The following is a 23,106-nucleotide window of genomic DNA, read 5'->3' on the forward strand; positions in this document are numbered from 1 at the left end:
GGGTATAAGGGATTTATCCGCCTGTTGTTAGGTCAATTTATTGCTTTGGCTTGCCATCAGCATCAAGCTCAATAATCGGGTAGCTCAGTTTTTGCAGGCCCGGATAGATCCTTGCCTTATCGCCGACAACCAAAATGATCATGTTGTCGGGATTGAGGTATTTGGAAGCAAGCCCATTGATCTCGGCGGGAGTAATGGTCGATAGGATCTTGCCTTGCTCGTCAACAAAAGTAGGTTTAAGGCCGTACTCCTGGATGCGCGATAAAAACGCCGCTTTTTGGGCGTTGGTTTCATAACGGCGGGCATCACTCTGGCCGATAGAAGTTTGGGTGAACTTCAATTCTTCGGGTGTAATCCCTGTTTTTTGATAACTGGTGATCTCCTTCATAAACTCAACCACCGAGCTATCGGTAGCCGTAGCCAATACGCCGGCCGAAGCGGTGAAGTCGCCGCCATATTTACCCGAACTGAAAGATGAACGGGCACCATATGTCCAGCCTTTTTTCTCACGCAGGTTAAGATTGATGTGACTATTGAAAGCGCCCCCCAAGATGTAGTTGGCAATGTTCAGCTTATAATAATCGCCTGTTGCATCATAGTTTAGTTTATCCAGATACCCGATACGGATCTCAGACTGTGCCGCGCCTGGGATATCAACCAGGTATAAAGTGGTTTTATCAAATGTTTTACCCTCAGCAGGAGCCGGGATGGTCACCTTTTTATCCTTCCAGGTATTGAGGAAAGCGAGCGCGCTTTTTGCAGATGCCTCGCTAACATCGCCTACCACAACAATTTTGGTTAACGATGGCGAAAAGTTTTTATCGTAATAGTCCTGAACATCCTGCAACGTTATACCTGCAACAGTTTCTTCATTACCGCCCGCAGCGTAAGTGCGTACGTTATCGGTACCATAAAGGATTTTGCTGTAAACTGTGCTGGCTACGCCTGCAGGTTGGGTTTTAGCTTGTTTAAAGCCTTCCAAAGTTTGCTTCTTGATCCTGTCGAGTGCGTCCTGGGTGAATTTAGGGTGATATAACCTTTCTTCGAGCAGGGACATGGTTTTGCCCAGGTTTTTGGTGAGCGACGATACCTCAGCATCAATCTGATCTAAACTGGCATAAAAGGTGATACTGCTACCCAGTTTATCCAGTTCGGAGTTGAAATCTTCGGCAGTGTATTTCTGCGTTTCTTCATTCATCATACGGCCGACAATACCTGCCAAACCCGCTTTTGATGGGTTGTTGATGGCAAACAAACCACCGCCTTTAATAGAGATCGACATAGATACCGATGGGATCTCGTTGTTTTGAGTACCGATGATATTGATGCCATTTGGTGTATTGGCCGACCATATAGCCGGAACTTTAATGGCCGGGTTAGGGCCAACGCCCGGTTTTGCAGCACGATCAAAATTATCTTTAGGCTTGTGATAGGTTAAACCATTATAACCATAATCCGGTGCTTTGTAACCTGTGGTATCAACAGTAAAATTATCGGGTGCTACAGGTTGCAGGTTACCGCCTTTAGGCAATACGCTTAGTATTACTGCCGGTTTTCCTTTAATGTACTGATTATAAACGCGCATTACATCCTCTTTGGTTACCGCGCGGATAGCAGCCAATTCGCGGCCAATTTGGTTGGGGTTACCGGTAAAGGTTTGTGCCTGCGCCAGTTCAGATACTTTACCGCTTACGCTCGATAAACTGTTGATATAATCGGCTTCGGCAGTGGCTTTAAAGCGGGCCAGGTCATCATCACTTACACCTTTTTTCTCAAACTCGGCTAAGGATTCATCTACCAGTTTTTTAGCATCACCTAAAGTTTGACCAGGGAAAGGTACAACCCGCATGCTGATCTCACCGGCCAGTTCGGTATTGGATGAACTCATGGTGGCCTGTGCCGCCTTACGGGTTTTTACAAAGTTTTTGTAAAAGATAGAGTTACGACCCTGCCCGATGATGGCCGATAAAGCATCAAGAGGCGACATGTCTTTATCATAGATCTTAACGCCCGGATAGCTTACAGACAACAGGGGGAACTTGGCGTAATTATCCGTGTAGGATACATACCTGTCGGCCTTTAACACAGGTGCAGGTAAATACATATTCTTTACCACAGGACCTCTTGGGATCCCGCCAAAATATTTGCTCACCCAGGCAAGGGTTTGTTTTGGGTTAAGATCGCCGCCAATGGTTAGCGTGGCATTATTAGGGCCGTACCATCTCAGGAAAAAGTTTTTAAGGTCGTTTACGCCTACTTTATTCAGCTCCTCAATATAGCCAATGGTAAGCCATGAATAGGGGTGACCATACGGATAAAGTGTTTTTGAAGCATACTGGCCAACTAAACCGTATGGGCGGTTATCATAGTTTTGCCCGCGTTCGTTTTTTACGGTTGCGCGCTGCACCTCAAATTTTTGCTGGGTAACAGCATCGAGCAGGAAGCCCATCCTGTCCGACTCCAGCCAAAGCATTTTTTCCAGCTGATTGGCCGGTACGGTTTCATAATAGTTGGTACGGTCGCGGTTAGTTGAACCGTTTAGGGTACCGCCTGCTTCGGTGATGATCTTAAAATGATCGCCATTGGCTACATGATCTGACCCCTGGAACATCATGTGCTCAAAAAAGTGGGCGAAGCCCGATTTGCCGATCTCCTCACGGGCCGAACCTACGTGATAGGTGATATCCACATGAACCAGCGGATCGGAGTGGTCTTCGGCCAAAATAACCGTGAGGCCATTAGGTAATACATATTTTTCATAGGGGATCACCAGTTCGGTCCCCTTACGGGTAACCTTTTCAATAAGCTTTGGTTGCGCGGCGGTTTGGGCAACCGCGTTAAGCGCCAGTACAGCAATTGATGGAGTGATCAATGCGTGCTTTAAAAGTTTGATCATTTGTGTTAATTGTTTAAGTATTAGTCAGTCAACCGGTGTTTCGTTTGGTAAACACCGGAACCACTATATTAAGCAATTTATACTACTGGTTAATATTATTGCCATGTAATTTGATTTGTGTAACGGATTTGTGACGGGTGTGGCGTGCATTTTTCAATTCCCTCCCTGGGGAGGGGTGTGGAGGATAAGTGCGATAGCAGGGAGGGGTTTATACGTTTGTAAGTGGATATGCATATTGATGAAACCCCTCCCTACACCCTCCCAGGGGAGGTAATCGCACATTTCCACGCTTTTGATGACCCATAGAAACAAAAAAGGTACCTAAATAAGTACCCTTTTTCTATTAATGTTAACCATCTATTTATCTCCAGCCACCACCAACAGCCTGGTATAAATTAACCGAGCTTAAGAAAATATCCCGCTTAATGCCGGCCAGTTCAAGCTCGGCATCAAGTACGCTGCGTTGCGCGGTGATAATCTCAAGGTAATTGGCCCGGCCAACAAGGTACAGATCGTTAGCTACAGACAAGGCATTGTTTAGCGATTGCAGCTCCTGTTGTTTAAATTCAAAAGCGCGGTTAAAATTCTCTATCCCGCTCAAATTATTTTTCACTTCCTGGAAACCGGAAAGGATACTTTTTTGATAATTGTACACCGCTATTTTCTGCTCGGCTATAGTTCGCTCATATTCTGCTTTGATAGCCTTGCGGTTAAAAATAGGGGCGGTGATACCTCCTAAAATACCATAAGTAAATGAAGCGGGATCAAATAACAGGTTTGCTCTGAAACTGTTATAGCCAACATACGGAGTTAAAGTTAAAGTGGGGAAAAAATTTGCCCTTGCCGCTTTGATATCCGCGTTCATGGCGGTAAGCTCCAGCTCCGCACTTCGGATATCCGGGCGGTTCAGTAACATTTGCGATGGAACTCCTGTGCCAACAACCACTGGTAATTTCGTTTTCATGATAGAGGTGTCCCGTGTTACCGTGCCCGAATAACTTCCCGTTAAAAAACGAAGCTGGTTTTCAGTCTCGGTAATTTGCTGCCGGGTAGTGTATTCTAATCCTTTGGTACGGGCCAGCTGCGCCTCAAACTGCTGCACAGCCAATTCCGTAGCGCGACCGCCCAGTTTTTGGATTTTAACGATCTCCAGGGCATGTTCCTGTAGCTTAATATTTTTTTTGATGATGCCTAATTCGGTATCGTAAGCCAGTAACTGGTAATAGAGCCCTGCAATTTGGGCTGTAAGCGCGGTTGTTACCAGGCGATATCCGCTTTGACTGGCCAGGAAACGGGCAAAGGCCGCCTTTTTTTGGTTGTTTAGCTTGCCCCAAAGGTCAACCTCCCATGAGCTTTGAAAACCCAGGAAATAGTTGGGTACAGGATTGGGGATCCGTTGATCGCTGTTAATGTTATTTGAAAAATTGGTATCGTAATTACCAACGCCGTTTTGGGTATAATCACCATATTTTTCAACCCCTGCGTTGGCGGCCAGGTTTATGGTAGGTAAAAGCTTTGAGGCGTTGAACCGTAGATTGGCCCGCGCGGCTTCAACCCTTTGCAGGGCGCTTAACAAATCGGGGTTTGCTTTAAGGGCTGTGTCAATCAGGTTAACGAGCCTCTGATCGGCAAAAAACTGGCCTATTGGTAAGGCCGCAATTGTTACCGTATCAGTACTGTTATTGAATGACGATGGCAGATTAGCAGCCACTTCCTGGCCCGTGACCGGTTTGTAGCTTTTACAGCCGGCCATGATTACCATCAAAAGTGCCGTATGGAGTATATAGAAAATTGCTTTTTTTAGCATTGCAGATCTTGATTAATTATTAACGATATCCAGCTCATGATGAGTTACTTCTGTGGCTGGTTTTTGCTTTTTATTGCGTTCGGCCAAACCGGCGAAGATGACATACAAACCCGGAATAAGGATCAATCCGAAAATAGTTCCCATCAGCATACCTCCGGCAGCAGCGGTACCGATAGAGCGGTTACCCATAGCGCCCGCACCGCTGGCCACGCATAACGGTATCAAACCGGCTATGAACGCCAACGAGGTCATGAGGATTGGCCGCAAACGGGATACTGCACCTTCAATAGCGGCTTTTAGTACGCTCAATCCTTCTTTTTGCCTTTGGATAGCGAACTCAACTATCAGGATGGCATTTTTACCTAACAAGCCGATAAGCATTACCAGTGCCACCTGGGCATAAATGTTGTTTTCGAGCCCGGTGATTTTCAGAAAGAAAAATGCGCCGAAAATACCGGTAGGCAACGAGAGGATAACCGGAAGCGGCAGCAAAAAGCTTTCGTACTGGGCAGCCAGCAACAGGTAAACAAAGATCAAACAGATCACAAAAATGTAAATAGCCTGGTTACCTGAAAGGATTTGCTCACGCGTCATGCCCGACCATTCAAAGGCATAGCCTTTCGGCAGTTTTTCGGCAGCGATACGTTCAATGGCTTTGATGGCATCGCCGCTGCTGAAGCCTTTGTCTGCATCGCCGGTAACCATGGCCGATGTGTACATATTATAGCGGGTAAGTTGCTCGGGGCCGAAAACCTTCTCCATTTTAATGAATGTGGAGAACGGTACCATTTCGCCTTTGTCGTTCTTAACCTGCAGGTTTAAAACATCTTCGGGGCGCGACCTGTACTCAGGCGAGGCCTGCACCATTACCTTATACATCTGCCCGAAACGAATGAAATTGGAAGCATAAAAGCTACCCATCAGTGTTTGCAGGGTCGACATAGCCTTGTCAACCGTAATACCCTTTTGTGCTGCCGTTTGCTGATCGACAGAGATCATATACTGCGGAAAGTTAGGGTCAAAGCTGGTGAATGCTCCGGCAATCTCCGGTGAAGCGTTCAGCGCATTTACAAAGTTTTTAGTTACATCGGCAGCTTTCTGCAAATCGCCCTGGCCGCTTTTATCAAGTACCCTTATCTCGAAACCACTTGCGTTACCAAAGCCCGGTACGGTAGGCGGGGGGAAGAACTGAATGGATGCATCGCCTATATTCTTCGTTTTAGCGGTTAGTTCGGCAATAATATCATCCAATGATTCACTGCGCTCATCCCATGGTTTAAGGTTGATCATGGCCATGCCGTATGATGCGCCGGCAATCTCATTCACCAAGCTGTAACCAGAAAGGGTTGAAACCGATTCGATAGATTTCATCGATTTGGTTTTGGCTTCAATCTCTTTCAATACCTGTTCGGTACGCTCAACTGTAGCACCTGCCGGGGTGGTTACGTTCACGTAAAGCATGCCCTGGTCTTCAGTTGGGATAAAGCCCGTTGGCAAAATAGCGCTGGTTCCCCAGGTGAGGATAAAGAAGCCCGCCAGCAATATCAAAGTAATACCCTTGCGCGGCGACAGGTAAGTCATGAAGGTAGAATACTTGTTCTGCAACCCATCATACCGTTTATTGAAACCGCCAAAAAAGCGCTGCATCAAACTTTTCTTTTTTGAAGCAGGGCTATGTTTCAGCATGATAGCACAAAGGGCAGGGGTGAGCGTCAACGCATTGACGCCCGATATCACAATGGAAATAGCCAGCGTAAGCGAAAACTGCCGGTAAAATACCCCAACAGGCCCCGACATAAAGGCCACCGGAACAAACACAGCCGACATGACCAGTGTGATAGCCACAATAGCGCCGCTGATCTCGCGCATGGCGCTTACAGTGGCATCCATGGCGTTCATGTGGTTCTCCGTCATTTTTACGTGCACGGCTTCAACTACTACTATCGCGTTATCCACCACAATACCGATGGCTAATACCAATGCGAACAGCGTGAGCAGGTTGATGGAGAACCCCAGCATCTGCATAAAAAACAGCGAACCGATGAGGGCTACCGGGACCGCCAAAGCCGGGATCAGTGTCGACCGGAAATCCTGCAGGAAAATGAATACTACAATGAAAACCAGGATGAAAGCCTCAACCAGCGTACGTAATACTTCATGTATTGATGCATCCAAAAAGCGCGATACATCATAGTTTACGTTGAAGGTCATCCCGGCCGGAAATGAGCTTTCCTTAAGCTCGGCCATGCGGGTTTTAATGTTATTGATCACCTCGCGGGCATTAGAACCGGGGCGTTGTTTTATCATGATTGATGCCGAAGGCTTGCCGTCAGTATTGGAAACCATACTGTAGGTTAGGGAACCGAATTCAACATCAGCAATTTCTTTCAATGTTAATACCGAACCGTCTTCCTCGGCGCGGATCACAATATTTTCATATTGTTTAGGCTCAAAAAATTTGCCCGGGTAGCGCAATACATATTGCAGCATTTGCGGGGTTTTATCCGAGCTTTGGCCGGTTTTGCCCGGCGCGGCCTCTACGTTCTGGGCACGGATGGCATCTATCACCTCATCGGTTGATACCTTGTAGGCCATCATCCTGTCGGGCTTAAGCCATACCCGCATGGAGTATTCTTTGGCGCCCATGATCTCGGCACGGCCTACACCATCAATTCGTTTAAGTTCCTGTAAAACGTTGATATCGGTGAAGTTATAGATGAATTTTTCGTCCATGCTGGTGTCCTGGCTCATGATGTTCAGGTACATCAGCATACTGTTTACTTCTTTTTCTGTAGTAACACCGGCTTTGATCACTTCTTCCGGCATTTCGTCAATAATGGTGGCTACACGGTTTTGAACGTTCACCGCGGCCTGGTCGGGGTCAACCCCAACGTTAAAGTAGATCTGGATCACCGTTAAGCCATCGTTACTGCAAACGGTTGACATGTAGGTCATCCCCGGCACGCCGTTAATGGCACGCTCCAACGGAGTTGCTACAGCCTTGGCACACACCTCGGCATTGGCACCGGTGTAGTTGGCCGTTACTGTTACCGATGGCGGTACAATATCAGGAAACTGGGTAACAGGCAGCGTTATCAACGCCAGCACACCCAGCATGGTAATTATCAATGAGATAACAAGCGACAGCACTGGTCGCTTTATAAAAGTTTCGAACATAGTTTGTTAGGGTAAGTGTACAATAAACCCGTGCCGCGCGTTTTACACAGCCGGAAAAAGGAAATCTTGGCAATAATTATTTCATTGCCAGCAACGAATCTTTTGCCATTTTCCTTGGTTTAATGATCATGCCGTCACGTACGTTCTGCGCTCCCTGGTACAAGATCCTGTCGCCCGCTTTCAGGCCGTCTTTTACAATATAATAGGTAGAAAAACGGGTTTGCGGCGAAAAGGCCTGCATGTGCAGTTTATTATCCTTATCAACTATGTATACGTAACTTTTATCCTGGATATCAAACACCGACTGCTGCGGCACCATGACTACGTTATTGGCTTTGGTAGATATGAAAAGCTTACCGGTAGCACCATGCCTCAATAACCTGTTTGGATTAGGGAATTTTGCCCTGAAATTGATTGAGCCCGTTTTTTGCTCAATTTCAGCTTCTACTGTTTCTATTTCGCCCTGGTAAGGGAAGTCCAGGCCATCTGCTAATACCAGCTTAACCTTATCACTTGTTTGGCCGGGAGCTGATTCCTTTTTGCGGATATATTGTAAGTATTCATTTTCCGGAAAGCTAAAATAAGCATACATGGAGCTGATATCCGAAAGACTGGTAAGCAATGTGCCTTCGTCAATCAAACTACCCGACTTAAGCGGGATCCTGTCGATGATGCCATCAAACGGCGCATGGATGTAGGTATAAGCCAGTTGGTCTTCGGCGCTTTGTACCATAGAGCGTGCTTCTTCAATGGTTGCCCGATCGGCACTCATCTTTGATTCGGCAACTTCCAGTTCAGACTTAGATATTACTTTCTTGTCAACCAGTAGTTTAACCCTTGCTACCTCAAGTTCGGTTGCTTTGGCTGCGGCCACGGCATTACTTAACGCGGCTTTAGCTTTTGACAGGTTTACTTTAAATTCCTGGTCGTTAAGCTTAAATAAAAGCTGGCCTTTTTTAACCTGCTTTCCTTCATCGATGTATATTTTTTCGAGGAAGCCGCGAACACGCGAACGGATCTCGATGTTTTTTTGTGCCTGGATATCGGCAACGTATGATTTTTGAAGAACGGTATCCTGCGTATTTAACGTAAGTACAGGCAGCTGAAGCGTATCGGAAGCGGCAGCTTCGTTATTGGTTTTGGCTTTGGTTGAGCAACCCGTGACAAATATGCCGGCGGCCATGGCCAGCAGGGGTATATAAATGATGATCCTTTTCATTTTTTTCCGGATAGATTATAGGCATAGCAGTGCTAATCACGTACTGTTAGCCAATGTTAAAATTTGATTTATAAAAACATGGATTTGCCGCAAAGGCATCTGAAACGGAAAAAGGATCAGAACGGGCTGAGCCTGAAAAGGAAATTGTAATACGCAGGCAAAAAGCCTTTGATGGATTTATTCTGGTTTTGTCGTTTTTCGACTAATGATATAACATCTGCAAGTGAGGCCTGCTGACCAGGCATTAGTGCTGATGAATAATTTACCCGGCTGGGTAAAAAGCGTATGATGGTACGGTTATGATGAGCTTCGTTAGTATCTGAATCAGGTGAATCATCCTGAACCTCCTGCTGCTGAATTTGACCGATGATCCTTTGATGGGTACGGGAAATTAAATCGGCAGCCTGGCCGGATTTTTTGTAATGGGTTAAAATTGATTCGGCGTTAGCAGGGGCTACAGCTATTGCAAGCTGGAAAAAAAATAATGCGAAGAATATTTTTTTTATCGTCGGCGCCATGATTGCGAAAATACTAAAATATTTGAAGCTATCGAAATAGGTTTGTATTTTTTTTGATATAAAATGACTTTATTTTTATTTTTTGTTGCTGTTTTTTAGGATTTTATCTTTTTATAACTCAATTTTTACTTCGGTAGTTTTTATTTAATGCTTTCATAACAGCAAAAACGGTTATTTGTTCATGCTTCCTTAATACTGCCTAATAATATAGTTTGCAAGCTTTACTCAACGAATAATTGTATTTTAGCTACATGCTGCATCACGTTATTATTCAATGTGCCTGCCTGTTAACAGTTATCCTTTTTGTGGTAATGCTTGGGCAAAAAATCAAAATAGCTTATCCCATATTATTGGTTTTAGTCGGTTTACCTCTTGGTTTCGTTCCTTTTCTGAAAGGTATCGAAATACAGCCCGATCTGATCTTTGTTATTTTTCTGCCGCCTTTGTTGTATGAATCGGCCTGGAACACTTCCTGGAAGGATTTCTGGAAATGGCGCAGGGTGATCTCCAGTTTTGCATTTTTGATCGTTATTTTAACGTCATGTTTAATCGCGGTTGTGTCAAACAGCCTGATAGCGGGTTTTACCCTGCCCCTGGGTTTTTTGCTCGGGGGAATAATTTCACCACCTGACGCCGTATCAGCAAGCAATATCCTTAAAAATATTAAAATACCTAAACGCTTTATCGCCATTGTTGAGGGCGAAAGCTTGATGAACGATGCATCGAGCTTGGTGATATTCAGGTTTGCGCTTGCCGCGGTTGTTACCGGCAAATTTGCATTAGGACAAGCCACGCTAAGTTTTGTACTGGTAATTGTAATGGGTATCGTTATTGGATTGGCTGTAGGTTTGGTTTTTTATACCATACACCGCTGGCTGCCAACTACGGCTAATATTGATATTATCCTTACGTTTATTACACCGTATGCCATGTATATGGCGGCCGAAGAGTTCCACTTTTCGGGAGTGCTGGCTGTAGTAAGCGGCGGGTTGTTCCTGTCGTCACAACGGCACGTGATATTAAGTTACCGCAGCCGGTTGCAGGGAGTTAATGTTTGGGAAACGGTAGCTTTTGTTTTAAACGGGTTTGTGTTTATCCTGATAGGATTAGAGTTTCCGGTAATTATCAAGGCGCTTGGGCCCGAAGGCCTGAAACCGGCGATAAACTATAGCCTCATTATAACCTGTGTACTGATACTGGCCCGTTTAGCCAGTACTTTTGGTGCCTCTGTATTTACCGTATTCATTAGCCGTTACATTATCACTGCCGATCCGAGCCCGGGCTGGAAGGGGCCGTTATTGCTGGGTTGGGCAGGGATGCGGGGTGTGGTTTCACTTGCCGCTGCCTTGAGTATCCCCGAACTTTTACCGTCCGGTGCTGCCTTTCCTCAACGCAACCTTATTTTGTTTATCACATTCGTGGTGATCATGTTTACCCTGGTGGTTCAGGGCCTTACGTTGCCCTTATTGGTGAAGTTTGTAAATATGCCCGATCGCGACTATACCGTTTCGCCGGAGCAGCAAAAACAATTGGTCAGGAAAAAGTTATCGAAGTTAGCTTTACAAATACTTGAAGATAAATATGCCGACAGGTTAGAAGGTAACGATATGATCAAGGCATTTAGGTTAAGATTGAGTGCCGATATGGAACTGCTGAAAGACTGGGAAAAAGATGGCAGTGAACAACGCGCCGATAATTTTTATCATGATTACCGCATAATTTTAAATGATGTAATGGCACAGCAGCGGGCCTTGTTACTTACGCTAAATAAAAAAGAAAACATCAGCGATGATATTGTAAAGCAGCAATTAGATCTGCTTGATTTGGAAGAAGAAAAATTGAGGCAGCATTTTGAGGTGGTGTAGCCTATTATTTCTTTCATGCATAATAGCTACTTTTGCCGCTCTATATACATCAAACTATAATGAACTGGGATCAACTGTTATCGGCAAAACGCTGGGGTTACGAGGATAAATATATTGCAAACCATATCGATGCACGATCGGAGTTTCAGCGGGATTACGACCGGATCATTTTTTCATCACCCTTCAGGAGGTTGCAAAACAAAACCCAGGTATTCCCTCTACCCGGAAGTATTTTTGTACATAACCGGCTTACCCATAGTTTGGAGGTAGCCAGTGTGGGCCGTTCATTAGGGCGGATGCATTTTAACAGGATGCTTAAAGAAGATCCAGATGTAGAAAAGAAATATCCGCTGATCAGTGAGATCGGTAATATGGTGGCTGCCGCCTGTTTAGCCCATGATTTGGGTAATCCCGCCTTTGGCCATTCGGGCGAATCAGCCATTTCACATTATTTTGCGGAGGGAGCAGGTAAGGATTACAAAGACGCCGTTACCGCTCAGCAATGGGAAGATCTGACCCATTTTGAAGGTAACGCCAATGCCCTGAGATTATTGACGCATCCGTTTGCAGGTAAAGGCCGGGGGAGTTTGGCATTAACTTATTCAACCATCGCTTCTATTGCAAAATACCCGTGTTCATCTGTAGCCGGGCATAAAAAGGGTATCATCTACCGAAAGAAATATGGTTTCTTCGCCTCAGAGCAACTGGATTTTGAAAAGATAGCACAAGATTTGGGTTTGATCAGGGTAGAGGGAGATGAAGATGAACTTATTTACAAAAGGCATCCATTAGTATACCTTGTTGAGGCGGCTGACGATATTTGCTACAATGTCGTTGATCTGGAAGATGCCCATCGCCTTAAAATACTCTCCTATGAGGAAGTAAAAGCATTGCTAATGCCATTGTGTACTATTCCCCGGATGGAAGAACGACTGGAAGAGTTTGATGATACAGATGCCAAAGTTGGCTATTTGAGGGCAATAGCAATCAATACACTGGTAAATCAATGTTCAAATCTGTTTTATGACAAACAGGAAGAGATCATGAATGGCGATTTTAATTCGGCACTGATGGATGCGATTGAAGAACCACTCCGGTCTGCCATGAAAGCAATCGAAAAGGTTTCTGTAAAAAAGATTTACAATTATAGCTCGGTAGTGCAGAAGGAAGTTGCCGGTTATAAGGTAATGGGTGGTTTATTGGAAGAGTTTGTCCCTGCTTATTTAAAAAATAATTCAAAATACCACGAGAAACTGATCGAACTGATCCCTAAACAGTTTTTAACCAAAGCCAATGACGATTATTCAAAGATCCAGACCGTTCTTGACTTTGTTTCGGGCATGACCGATCTGTATGCGGTTGAGTTGTTCAGAAAAATTAAGGGGATTTCGTTCCCGTCAATGAGCTGATAGGCGGTAATAATCGGATACAAAGTACAAGCGTCATTGCGAGATACGAAGCAATCCCAAACTATACAGATCGGCCCTGCTTATAGGGGATTGCTTCGTATCTTACAGCAATGACGCTTTTTTATTTCAGTTCATCTGCCGAAAATGAACGTAATTCGTTCAATTCGTAATAATTCGTGCAAATAATAGTTATTATTGCTTACTATGCCGAAAGATATCCTGCCTGTACAGATGCATACCATGGAGCAATTGCTTGCCCCGCTTGGTATTACCAATCAGTATAAAGGCCTGCATATTATGTCGTTTAATCCGGGGGATATTGAGGTGCCTATTTTGCACCCCTTCCGGTCAGATCATTTTTTTTTAACGCTTGTTCATGAAGGTGAGTTATCAATTAATGCCAACCTTTTGGAGTATAAATTAAAAAAGAACAATATCCTGATGGTAGCTCCCAATACCGTTCGCCAGTTTCTGAATGTTTCGCCAGATTGCAGGCTTACCTCGATCATATTTACCTCGGCTTATCTATCTGCTACCAGTATCCACACAAAAAATGTAGAAGCGTTTGATTTTTTATCATCGCAGGTAAATCCGTTACTGGTTATTGATCAGGATTCGGCCGATAATCTTATATCAATTATGAAAATCCTTGAAAGTAAAATGGATAATCGTAATGATCTGGCATTCCAGGATGAAGTTGTGCTAAGCATTTTTACCGGTTTTGTTTATGAGATAGGCGCGTTATATCAAAAGCAACAAAAAATAGCGGAAGTAAAAGGCACGCGTAAGGAGGAACTGACTTTTCGGTTTCTAAAAATCCTTCCGCAGCATTTTAAGGAAGAAAGAAGCGTACAGGCTTATGCTGCCATGCTGAATATTACCCCTAAATACCTTTCGCAAACTGTAAAGGAAATTACCGGCAAAACCGCGGGCGACTTCATTGACGAGATTGTGATCCTGGAAGCTAAAGTCGCCCTTAACGACCCCTCGCTAACCATAGCCCAGATTGCTACCTATCTCAACTTTGCCGATCAGTTCTTTTTTAGCAAGTTTTTCAAAAAACAATGCGGTACCAGTCCCAGTAAATACCGTCAAACGCCTTTATAAGCCTATAGCCCTCCCTGGAAAAATTCTTCTCAGCCCGATCTCATTGGTACACAGTTACTACACTATCCGTTATAATTTTAATTGCAAATGATAAGTATCGTTGCAACGCTGTAACTATTATTACCATTCCATTACAATGTTTTTGGTAAAAACGACTTTTTGACATATTGCGCCATCCTTTAAACATTCTGCAAAAACGATAATTGAGCCACTTTTGCCCTGTCATCAGTTGTTGATGCAGCCGGGCGCAATAGTGTGCCCGGTTAAACGCCAGGTTTGTTTATGCCGATAAGGGACACAGGTGCCGAACAATTAATTAAGGACACCGCTAAGCACATTTTTTTTGCCGAGGGGCGGCTCCATGCCAATACCCAGGATATTGCCGACGCGGCCGGTGTAAGCCGCACCTTGTTAAATTACTATTTCCGCACTAAGGATGTTTTAATTGAGCAGGTGTTTAAGGAAGCTATGCTTGCTTTAACAACCCGCCTTGATGCTGTTATGGCATCCGACATGCCATTTAAAAGCAAGGTTGAAAGTTTTATAGAATTGTTTTTAACTGAGGCCAACAATTACCCCTACCAGGAAACTTTCCTGATCACCGAGATCAATTCAAACATCTGTAAGTACACAAACGAGGCCAGGCCGCACCATATCAATAAGTTCATGGAGCAGATCAGCGCCGAAATGGAAGCGGGTAATATTGAACGGATGAACCCCATGCATTTTGTGCTGAACCTGTTTTCGCTGATGTCATACCCGCTTATCATGGGGCCCATATATAAAAAGGCGTTTAACCTGAGCAATGAAAGTTATACCTGCCTCATTAATGAGCGAAAGAAGATGATCTGTAAAATGATTTTCCAGTAAAAAATTTATCCGGTGATTAACGCAATCGTCAAACAAAATAATTTAACACACATCACAATGTATTCAATATCAATTCACTCTAATAACTACAAGTTTATATTTATGAAAAATACAGTTCAACTGCTAACCGGCTTTGGGGCCGCTTTGATTTTATTGTCGTCATGCGGCGGCAGCCAAAACCAGGGCAGTGCCATGGCTGCGGGAGGCCCCCAGCCACCGCAAAGCTACCCGGTTTTTAAAATCAATTTACATGACGCCACGCTGAACAACGAATACCCTGCCACACTCCAGGGGCAGCAAAATATAGAGATCCGTCCTAAAGTTGATGGTTATGTAGATAAGATCTACATTGACGAGGGCAGCGTTGTAAAAAAGGGCCAGTTGCTTTTTAAGCTCAGCGCGCCGCAATACGCCCAGGACGTAAACACTGCTACCGCGACCATAGCCAGTGCCGAAGCTGATGTAAGCGCTGCCCAACTGCAGGTTAACAAAACCAGGCCGTTGGTTGAAAAAGATATCATCAGCCATTATGAGCTTGAATCGGCCGAGTACACGTTAAAAGCCCGCAAGGCCACCCTTGCCCAGGCAAAAGCCAGTTTAGCAAACGCCAAAACCAATTTAGGTTATACGGTAATAACCAGCCCGGTTGATGGCGTGGTAGGGGCCATTCCTTATAAATTAGGTAGCCTTATCACCGGTTCAACCGCGCAGCCTTTAACAACAGTATCCAATATCGGTAAGGTGTATGCTTACTTCGCGCTGAATGAAAAGCAGCTGCTTGATTTTTCGAGAACGGTAAAGGGAAAAACCATGAATGAAAAGCTGGCCAACACGCCTCCTGTTTCACTGGTATTGCCGGATGGCAGCACTTATGCCGAAAAAGGTAAGGTGGAAACCATCAGCGGTTTAATTAATACCGAAACCGGATCGGCAAGTTACCGGGCCGCATTCCCAAACCCTGTTGGCCTGATCCGCAGCGGCGGAAGTGCTACTATACAGATCCCCCAGACTGTAAAAGATGCCGTGCTGATCCCTCAAAAGGCCGCTTATGAGCTGCAGGGAAAGCATTTTGTTTATGTGGTTGACGGCAAAGGAACGGTTAAAAATACCGAAGTGAGGGTTATGGACCTCACCACGGGCCAATATTATGTAGTTACCGAAGGCCTTAAGGCAGGTGATACCATTGTTACCGATGGCGCTGGCAGTTTAAAAGACGGTATGGTTATCAAACCGGAAGTACAGGAAAACGCCGTGGTATATAAAGATCTAAAATAATTTTCACAACACCGGCCGGATTCCTTTTTACCCGGCATTAACATAAACAATATGTTACGTACATTCATTGAACGACCAGTACTATCTACCGTAATATCGGTAATTATTGTAATACTGGGTATCCTGGGCCTTACAACCTTGCCCATATCAGAATACCCCGATATAGCACCGCCTACCGTGCAGGTATCCGCATCATACCAGGGCGCTAATGCCGAAGTGGTAATGAAAAGTGTTATCGTACCGCTCGAAGAGCAAATTAACGGCGTGGAGAACATGACCTACATGACCTCTACTGCAAGTAATGACGGCAGTGCTGTTATCACTGTTTATTTTAAACAACGCACCGACCCCGACCTGGCGGCGGTAAACGTGCAGAACAGGGTGTCAAAAGCCACCAGTTTGCTCCCTGCCGAGGTTACCAAGGCAGGCGTTACCACCAGTAAACGCCAAAGCAGTATGGTGATGGTATTTTCCCTGTCGAGCGATAATAAAAGCTACGACGAGAAATTTTTGCAGAACTACGCCAACATTAACGTGCTGCCGCAGATCAAGCGTATCAGCGGTGTAGGTGATGCGTCATCATTTGGAATACAGGATTATTCCATGCGTATTTGGTTAAAGCCCGATGTAATGGCCACCTACGGCCTTGTGCCCGATGACGTGAACAATGCCCTGGCCGAGCAAAATATTGAGGCCGCGCCGGGTAAAGTAGGAGAGAACGATAACCAGTCGTTCCAGTATGTATTGAAATATAAAGGCAGGCTTACCAGTGTGCCTGAGTTTGAAAACATCGTTATCCGCTCATCAACCAAAGGACAGTTGTTGCGCCTGAAAGATATAGCGCGGGTTGAGCTTGGCGCGCAAAGTTACGCCAATGCTACTACCATGAATGGCAAACCTGCGGTAGCTATAGCCATTTATCAAACCGCGGGTTCAAACGCGCATGAGTTAATTAAAAACTGCGAGCAGACCATTGAGGCCGCGTCGAAAACGTTCCCCGCGGGCATTAGCTATATTTCCCTTTTTAGTGTTAATGACTTTTTAGATGCTTCGATAGAAAAAGTTGTGCACACCCTGATTGAAGCATTTGTATTGGTGTTTATCGTAGTGTTCGTATTCCTTCAGGATTTCCGTTCTACGCTGATCCCGGCTATCGCGGTGCCTGTGGCTATTGTGGGTACTTTTTTCTTTCTGCAACTGTTTGGTTTTACCATTAACCTGCTCACCCTGTTTGCTATGGTGCTGGCCATTGGTATAGTGGTGGATGATGCCATTGTGGTGGTAGAGGCCGTGCACGCCAAACTGGATCATGGGGCTAAATCGGCAAAAGCGGCTACAATCAGCGCTATGAATGATATCAGCGGCGCTATAGTATCTATCACTTTGGTAATGGCTGCCGTGTTTATCCCGGTTACGTTCATTACCGGTTCAACCGGGGTGTTTTATAAACAGTTTGGTTTAACGCTTGCTGTCGCGATTTTTATATCAGCAGTAAACGCTTTAACATTAAGCCCGGCATTGTGCGCGTTGTTATTGAAACCGCATCCCGAAGGCGAGCATCATAAAACAGGCCTGTTACAAAGGTTTTATACAGCCTTTAATGCCAGCTTTGATACAATTACCCGCAAGTACAAAAAATCTGTAAGCTTTCTTGCGGCCAAAAAATGGCTCTCCATTGCCGGCATTGCAGTTTTTGGGTTGATATTCTGGTTCCTGCTAAAAACAACACCATCGGGCTTTGTGCCTAATGAAGATCAGGGTTTTATTATTGGTGATATCTCATTGCCGCCAGCCGCATCACTGGAACGTACTACCGAAGTTATCGACAAGGTATCAGGTATGGTAAGATCTTTGCCCGAAGTGGAATCGACTATCAGGGTTGCCGGCCAGGGTATACTGAGCGGCGCGGGTGGCTCATACGGCTTAATCATGGTTAAGCTGAAACCCTGGGACAAACGCACGGCCAAAGGATCTGACGTGAACACCATTATTGGTAAACTATTTGGCATGACAGCCGGAGTTAAAGGTGCTACCGTCCTGTTCTTTGCCCCGCCAACTTTACAAGGCTTTGGTAACAGCAGCGGTTTCGAGTTCCAGGTGCAGGACAAAACCGGCGGCGATATTGTGAAATTTGCCGAAATAAACGGCAAGTTCCTGGGCGCATTAAACCAGCGTCCGGAAATTCAATATGCGTCTACGTTTTTCAATACCAACTTCCCACAGTTTTTGGTTGATGTTAACGTGGCTAAATGTAAGGATGCCGGTATTACTGTAAATTCGGTATTAAGTGCCTTACAGGGATATTTTGGCGGTGTTTATGCCTCCAACTTTAATGAGTTTGGCAAGCAATACCGTGTAATGATCCAGGCCGATGCCGCTTACAGGGGTACTACCGGCAGCCTGAACAACATGTATGTGCGCAATGCCAATAATACAATGGCGCCCATATCTGAGTTTGTTACGCTGAAAAAGGTTTATGGCCCTGAATCAGTTAACCGTTTTAACCTGTTTACTTCTATTTCGGTAAACGGCGCTCCGAAACCGGGCTTCAGCACGGGCGATGCCATTAAAGCCATACAGGAAGTAGGTGCAAAAACATTGCCTGCCGGTTATGGATTCGAGTTTTCGGGTCTTACCCGCGAGGAGATTGCCAGCGGCAGCCAAACTATTTTTATTTTCCTGCTGTGTTTGGTGTTTGTGTACTTCTTATTAAGTGCACAGTACGAGAGTTATATCCTGCCATTTGCAGTATTACTGTCACTGCCTATAGGTTTGGCTGGCGCGTTTATTTTCGCTAAGATCTTCGGCATTCAAAATAATATTTATTTGCAGATCACCCTCATCATGCTCATCGGCCTGTTAGCCAAAAATGCCGTCCTGATAGTTGAGTTTGCGGTAGCCCGCAGGCGTAACGGCGAAAGCATTGTGCAGGCCGCTATTGATGGCTCAGTTGCCCGTTTAAGGCCTATTTTGATGACATCCTTCGCATTTATACTGGGTTTAGTCCCGCTAATGATTGCATCAGGAGCAGGTGCCGAAGGTAACCGCTCAATAGGTACAGGCGCTGTAGGCGGGATGCTGATCGGTACCATATTCGGTGTGTTTGTGATCCCGGTACTGTTCATCATCTTCCAATCACTCCAGGAACGCGTAAGCGGTAAACCTGTGGGGAAAGAAATAGAGATTGAAACCGAAACGGTAGCCTGACCGCGAAATTTTTAAGAACAATAAATAAGCAAAAAAATGATCCATTCATATAAACGGCAAATATTGGCCACGCTGGCAGCAACGGCGGTATTTGCCTCATGTGTTACAAAAAAATACCAGCAGCCGGTAGTAAATACCGATAAGCTGTATCGCGATACCACCATCAGCGATACCACATCAATGGCCAGCATGCCGGTAAACCAGCTATTTTCTGATACCGTACTGGTAAACCTGATCCAGGAAGGGCTACGTGAAAACCTCGATTTAAAAACTGCCGTACAGCGCATTAACGAGGCGCAGGCAACATTTTACCAGAGCAAGGCGGCATATCTGCCAAGCCTTGAAGGGAGCGGAACCGTTACGAGGGCAAAAACATCAGCGGCAAGCTTAAATTTTCCGCCTGAGTTTGCCAACTCCTTCAACCTGAAAACCACTACTTACCAGGCAGCCTTGAATACCAGTTGGGAGGCCGATATCTGGGGTAAATTAAGCAGTTCGAAAAGAGCGGCGCTGGCATCACTGCTACAAAGTGACGCGGCAAAAAGAGCGGTTCAAACCCAGCTCATAGCCGATATAGCAAACGCTTATTATAACCTGCTGGCGCTTGATGAGCAATTGGCTATCACTCAGCAAACCCTTACCATACGGGTAAAAGATGTAGAGACCGTAAAAGCCCTGAAGGAAGGTGCTGTTGTAAACGGCGCGGCTGTGGTACAAAGCGAAGCAAACCGTTACGCCGCCGAGGTTACCATACCCGACCTTAAACAAAGCATCCGCGAAGCTGAAAATGCTTTAAGTATTTTACTGGCAAGGGCCCCGGGTACTATCAAACGTACAACGCTAAGCGAACAGAAACCTGTAGCCGACCTGAAAACGGGCATCCCATCCCAGCTCTTAAAAAACCGCCCGGATGTGCAGGAGGCTGAGTTTGCATTCAGGAGTGCGTTTGAGAATACCAACCTGGCACGTACTTATTTTTATCCGCAGCTTACCATTACCGGGCAGGCCGGTTTATCAACCCTGCAGTTGAAGAACTTTTTTGATCATTCCATATTTTACAACTTTGTTGGCGGCATTACCCAGCCCATTTTTAACAAAGGTCAAAACCGGGCGCGTTTAAGAACGGCGCAAGCCCAGCAACAGGAAGCTTATTATGCTTATCAAAAATCATTACTCACTGCGGGGCAGGAGGTAACCAACGCGTTGTTTTCCTATCAAAACGCCATTGAAAAACAAGGCTCAAGAGTTAAACAGTTGCAGGCGCTCGAAAAATCGGTTGATTATACCAAAGAGTTGCTGCGTTACAGCTCGGCAACAAATTATACCGATGTTTTAACTTCAGAACAAAACTTGCTTGCTGCCCAGTTAAGCGGCGTTAACGATCATTTGCAGGAATTACAAGCCATAGTTAACCTTTACCGCGCTTTAGGGGGCGGTTGGAAATAGATGACATTAGCACCATGTTAATCATGAAGCCCGGTTTGCAATTGAGCTGCCGGGCTTCTTTTATAACCAGTGGTGATTTTGACATATTTTGAAGTTGTTTAAACATTTATTATCTATGCCAACTAATTGATTTTTGTAAAACCTGTTATCATACAATCATCTAAACCAAATTGATAATTTAATTATGGTTAATTATTTATTAATGAATAAATTAAAGTAAATTTTGCTTGTGATTGAGAGGTTAAAACATGGGAAGTAAAGAACGGATATTGCGGCAAAAGGATGATACCCGCCGAAAGATACTGGACGCTGCGTTGGATATGATTAAGTGTGAGGGATGTGATGCGTTAAGTATGCGGAAACTTGCTGAGCATATCGAGTACACGGCTCCCGCTATTTACGAATATTTTGAAAGCAAGGAAGCTTTGTACACCGAGCTTGCCCGCAAGGGGCACCTGAAACTGGCAGCTATGGTGAAGCTGGCAAAAGAGGCACATACAGACGCCATTGAACAGATGGAGGCTATGTGGTTGGCTTACTGGAACTTTGCTATTGCCTATAAGGAGCTTTACCAGTTGATGTTTGCCGTTGGTACAGGTTGCAGCCCGGTAGAAAACCGGATAGCGGAAGCGTTGGTTTTTCCGGAGATGGTTTCTGAATTGATACGGGCGCTGTATGCACCCCGGGAGGTAAGTGAGGAGGAAGTTCAAAAAAAATACTACACCTACTGGGCCGTAATTCATGGATTGATAGCCATTAACATGATCCAGCTCACGCGGGATGAAAAAATGAACCAGGAGATCCTGATTGGCGCTATCAGGGGGATCACCGCGTTGATAACTACCTAATACTATGATTGATAAGGAGCGGGTTTTAAATGGGAGTGAAGCGCTTTTTCTTGAAGCAGGGATAAAAAGCATTACCATGGATGATATTGCCCGGCATCTGGGGATCTCCAAAAAAACAATTTACCAGCATTTCAGGGACAAAAACGAACTTGTTACTGCTCTTGTAAAAAAGCGGCTGGCCGATGATGAGGCAATGCTTTGCTCAATTATTAGTGACACTGGTAATATGATGGATGAGATGGTTGAGCTCACCAAATGTACAGGGGAGATCTTTTCGAGGGTAAACCCTGCTGTCTTGTTCGATCTGCAAAAGTACCATCATGAAGGCTGGATGTTATACCTGAAATTTAAAACAGGCTTCATGGTAAATATTATCGGGAAGCTTTTAAAAAAGGGCATCGATCAAGGGTATGTCCGTCCCGAAATTGATACCAGAATAATTGCCATTATGCGGGTTAACCAGATTGAACTTGGTTTTAACGCCTCCATATACCCGCATGTCGAATTTAATTTATGGGATGTTCAGCTGCAGCTTTTAAACCATTTTAACTATGGCGTGTGTACGCTCAAGGGTATCGCCGTTTTAAATAATCCCAACTGAGGGTTAGCGTTGAGGCCTTATAGTCCGGATACCATTTTCGCCTGCAATAATTGCCCTGCCGGCCATTTGGTAAAATAAGGAGTGTTCAACAACACCCGGTATCATTTTAACCAGGGTATTTAATTTAACCGGTTCGGGTAGCTCAGTAAATTGTACATCGATCAGCATATTGCCATTATCAGATATCAACGCACCATCTTTTTGTGTGCTCATACGCTGGGTAAGCGTAGCCTGAGGAAACAGGGTTGCCAGTTTTGCCAGTACAATTTGTAAGGCCTGGGGTAATATTTCTATAACCAGGGGATATGTAGCGTTAAGTTGGGCTGAGAATTTTCCCTCATCGCCCAGCAAAATAAATTCATGCGCCATTGAGGCAAGGATCTTTTCGGTAGTATGGATGCCGCCGCCGCTTTTCAGTGCGTTTAGTTCGCTGTCAAACTGGTCGCAGCCATCAAAATAGATATCGAGTTTATTAAGCAAGGCAGGCGACTGAATGCGCAACTCATGTTTGCTTAACAACTGGGTTGTTTTGAATGATGATGAGGTAAATATTAAGGAAGCCGCAAGCTTACGATCCTGGGCTAACATATTAACCAAATGAGCTATGGTGCTCCCGGCTCCCAAACCAATAATTTGATTGGGGGTAATCAAGGTTAAAGCGGCTTTAGCTGCTTCCAGTTTATAATCCGTCATGGCGCTAAGATACAGCACCCGCCGCTAATAACCTTTGTTAATTTACTCTTTTAGTCGTCTATGCCCTCCCACAACTGACTATGTGCTGTTGATATGATATGCTTTTTCATGTTATTGTTTATTTAATGATTTTAACCTTCTTTAATAATGAAGACGAATCAAAACCGG

Annotated in this window: 15 protein-coding genes; 9 read left to right on the forward strand and 6 right to left on the reverse strand. The window is 44.9% G+C overall.

Annotated features, from left to right (window positions below):
* Positions 1-37: 37 nt before the first annotated feature.
* From ACP26M_RS05875 to ACP26M_RS05895, 5 genes are all read right to left on the reverse strand, one after another.
* Entirely contained in the window at positions 38-2,896 is a 2,859-nt protein-coding gene (locus ACP26M_RS05875) for a M16 family metallopeptidase (protein WP_426587001.1), read from the reverse strand.
* Positions 2,897-3,257: 361 nt separating this feature from the next.
* Positions 3,258-4,703, reverse strand: coding sequence for a TolC family protein (locus ACP26M_RS05880; protein ID WP_426587003.1), 1,446 nt, complete (start codon positions 4,701-4,703; stop codon positions 3,258-3,260).
* A gap of 12 nt (positions 4,704-4,715) precedes the next feature.
* Positions 4,716-7,880 (reverse strand): efflux RND transporter permease subunit, encoded by a 3,165-nt coding sequence (locus ACP26M_RS05885; protein ID WP_426587005.1) that lies wholly within the window; start codon positions 7,878-7,880, stop codon positions 4,716-4,718.
* Positions 7,881-7,956: 76 nt separating this feature from the next.
* Positions 7,957-9,099, reverse strand: coding sequence for an efflux RND transporter periplasmic adaptor subunit (locus tag ACP26M_RS05890; RefSeq protein ID WP_176627415.1), 1,143 nt, complete (start codon positions 9,097-9,099; stop codon positions 7,957-7,959).
* Positions 9,100-9,215: 116 nt separating this feature from the next.
* Positions 9,216-9,617, reverse strand: a complete 402-nt coding sequence (locus ACP26M_RS05895; protein ID WP_090527185.1) for a hypothetical protein — start codon at positions 9,615-9,617, stop codon at positions 9,216-9,218.
* Between the two features lie 251 nt (positions 9,618-9,868).
* Here ACP26M_RS05895 and ACP26M_RS05900 point away from each other — a divergent pair, with 251 nt between their 5' ends.
* The 9 genes from ACP26M_RS05900 (at position 9,869) to ACP26M_RS05940 (ending at position 22,245) form a co-directional block, all read left to right on the forward strand.
* Complete coding sequence (locus tag ACP26M_RS05900) at positions 9,869-11,482, forward strand: Na+/H+ antiporter (RefSeq protein WP_354483701.1); 1,614 nt, start codon at positions 9,869-9,871, stop codon at positions 11,480-11,482.
* Between the two features lie 59 nt (positions 11,483-11,541).
* On the forward strand, positions 11,542-12,891 hold the full coding sequence (locus tag ACP26M_RS05905; RefSeq protein ID WP_426587009.1) for a deoxyguanosinetriphosphate triphosphohydrolase: 1,350 nt from the start codon (positions 11,542-11,544) through the stop codon (positions 12,889-12,891).
* 204 nt (positions 12,892-13,095) lie between these two features.
* On the forward strand, positions 13,096-13,998 hold the full coding sequence (locus ACP26M_RS05910; protein ID WP_426587011.1) for a helix-turn-helix domain-containing protein: 903 nt from the start codon (positions 13,096-13,098) through the stop codon (positions 13,996-13,998).
* 282 nt (positions 13,999-14,280) lie between these two features.
* A complete protein-coding gene (locus ACP26M_RS05915) occupies positions 14,281-14,868 on the forward strand; it encodes a TetR/AcrR family transcriptional regulator (protein WP_188832544.1) in 588 nt (195 codons plus the stop codon).
* A gap of 102 nt (positions 14,869-14,970) precedes the next feature.
* Positions 14,971-16,143: an efflux RND transporter periplasmic adaptor subunit gene (locus ACP26M_RS05920; protein WP_426587014.1), complete on the forward strand. Its 1,173-nt coding sequence runs from the start codon at positions 14,971-14,973 to the stop codon at positions 16,141-16,143.
* Positions 16,144-16,194: 51 nt separating this feature from the next.
* Positions 16,195-19,350: an efflux RND transporter permease subunit gene (locus ACP26M_RS05925; RefSeq protein WP_426587016.1), complete on the forward strand. Its 3,156-nt coding sequence runs from the start codon at positions 16,195-16,197 to the stop codon at positions 19,348-19,350.
* Positions 19,351-19,386: 36 nt separating this feature from the next.
* A complete protein-coding gene (locus ACP26M_RS05930; RefSeq protein WP_426587018.1) occupies positions 19,387-20,796 on the forward strand; it encodes an efflux transporter outer membrane subunit in 1,410 nt (469 codons plus the stop codon).
* Positions 20,797-21,044: 248 nt separating this feature from the next.
* A complete protein-coding gene (locus ACP26M_RS05935; protein WP_426587020.1) occupies positions 21,045-21,644 on the forward strand; it encodes a TetR/AcrR family transcriptional regulator in 600 nt (199 codons plus the stop codon).
* 4 nt (positions 21,645-21,648) lie between these two features.
* Positions 21,649-22,245 carry a TetR/AcrR family transcriptional regulator gene (locus ACP26M_RS05940; protein WP_426587022.1) on the forward strand — a complete coding sequence of 199 codons (597 nt, stop codon included), beginning with the start codon at positions 21,649-21,651 and terminating at the stop codon, positions 22,243-22,245.
* 3 nt (positions 22,246-22,248) lie between these two features.
* Here the strand turns inward: ACP26M_RS05940 and rpiA are convergent, their stop codons facing one another.
* Positions 22,249-22,938 carry a ribose 5-phosphate isomerase A gene (rpiA, locus tag ACP26M_RS05945; RefSeq protein WP_426587024.1) on the reverse strand — a complete coding sequence of 230 codons (690 nt, stop codon included), beginning with the start codon at positions 22,936-22,938 and terminating at the stop codon, positions 22,249-22,251.
* Between the last annotated feature and the right edge of the window lie 168 nt (positions 22,939-23,106).

This window comes from Mucilaginibacter sp. R-33 (genome assembly GCF_049949235.1).
Classification (GTDB): Bacteria; Bacteroidota; Bacteroidia; order Sphingobacteriales; family Sphingobacteriaceae; genus Mucilaginibacter.

Bases quoted from the DNA above. Each gene is read 5' to 3' on its own strand.
- ACP26M_RS05875 (WP_426587001.1), bottom strand. From the start codon at position 2,896: ATGATCAAACTTTTAAAGCACGCATTGATCACTCCATCAATTGCTGTA.
- ACP26M_RS05880 (WP_426587003.1), bottom strand. From the start codon at position 4,703: ATGCTAAAAAAAGCAATTTTCTATATACTCCATACGGCACTTTTGATG.
- ACP26M_RS05885 (WP_426587005.1), bottom strand. From the start codon at position 7,880: ATGTTCGAAACTTTTATAAAGCGACCAGTGCTGTCGCTTGTTATCTCA.
- ACP26M_RS05890 (WP_176627415.1), bottom strand. From the start codon at position 9,099: ATGAAAAGGATCATCATTTATATACCCCTGCTGGCCATGGCCGCCGGC.
- ACP26M_RS05895 (WP_090527185.1), bottom strand. From the start codon at position 9,617: ATGGCGCCGACGATAAAAAAAATATTCTTCGCATTATTTTTTTTCCAG.
- ACP26M_RS05900 (WP_354483701.1), top strand. From the start codon at position 9,869: ATGCTGCATCACGTTATTATTCAATGTGCCTGCCTGTTAACAGTTATC.
- ACP26M_RS05905 (WP_426587009.1), top strand. From the start codon at position 11,542: ATGAACTGGGATCAACTGTTATCGGCAAAACGCTGGGGTTACGAGGAT.
- ACP26M_RS05910 (WP_426587011.1), top strand. From the start codon at position 13,096: ATGCCGAAAGATATCCTGCCTGTACAGATGCATACCATGGAGCAATTG.
- ACP26M_RS05915 (WP_188832544.1), top strand. From the start codon at position 14,281: ATGCCGATAAGGGACACAGGTGCCGAACAATTAATTAAGGACACCGCT.
- ACP26M_RS05920 (WP_426587014.1), top strand. From the start codon at position 14,971: ATGAAAAATACAGTTCAACTGCTAACCGGCTTTGGGGCCGCTTTGATT.
- ACP26M_RS05925 (WP_426587016.1), top strand. From the start codon at position 16,195: ATGTTACGTACATTCATTGAACGACCAGTACTATCTACCGTAATATCG.
- ACP26M_RS05930 (WP_426587018.1), top strand. From the start codon at position 19,387: ATGATCCATTCATATAAACGGCAAATATTGGCCACGCTGGCAGCAACG.
- ACP26M_RS05935 (WP_426587020.1), top strand. From the start codon at position 21,045: ATGGGAAGTAAAGAACGGATATTGCGGCAAAAGGATGATACCCGCCGA.
- ACP26M_RS05940 (WP_426587022.1), top strand. From the start codon at position 21,649: ATGATTGATAAGGAGCGGGTTTTAAATGGGAGTGAAGCGCTTTTTCTT.
- rpiA (WP_426587024.1), bottom strand. From the start codon at position 22,938: ATGACGGATTATAAACTGGAAGCAGCTAAAGCCGCTTTAACCTTGATT.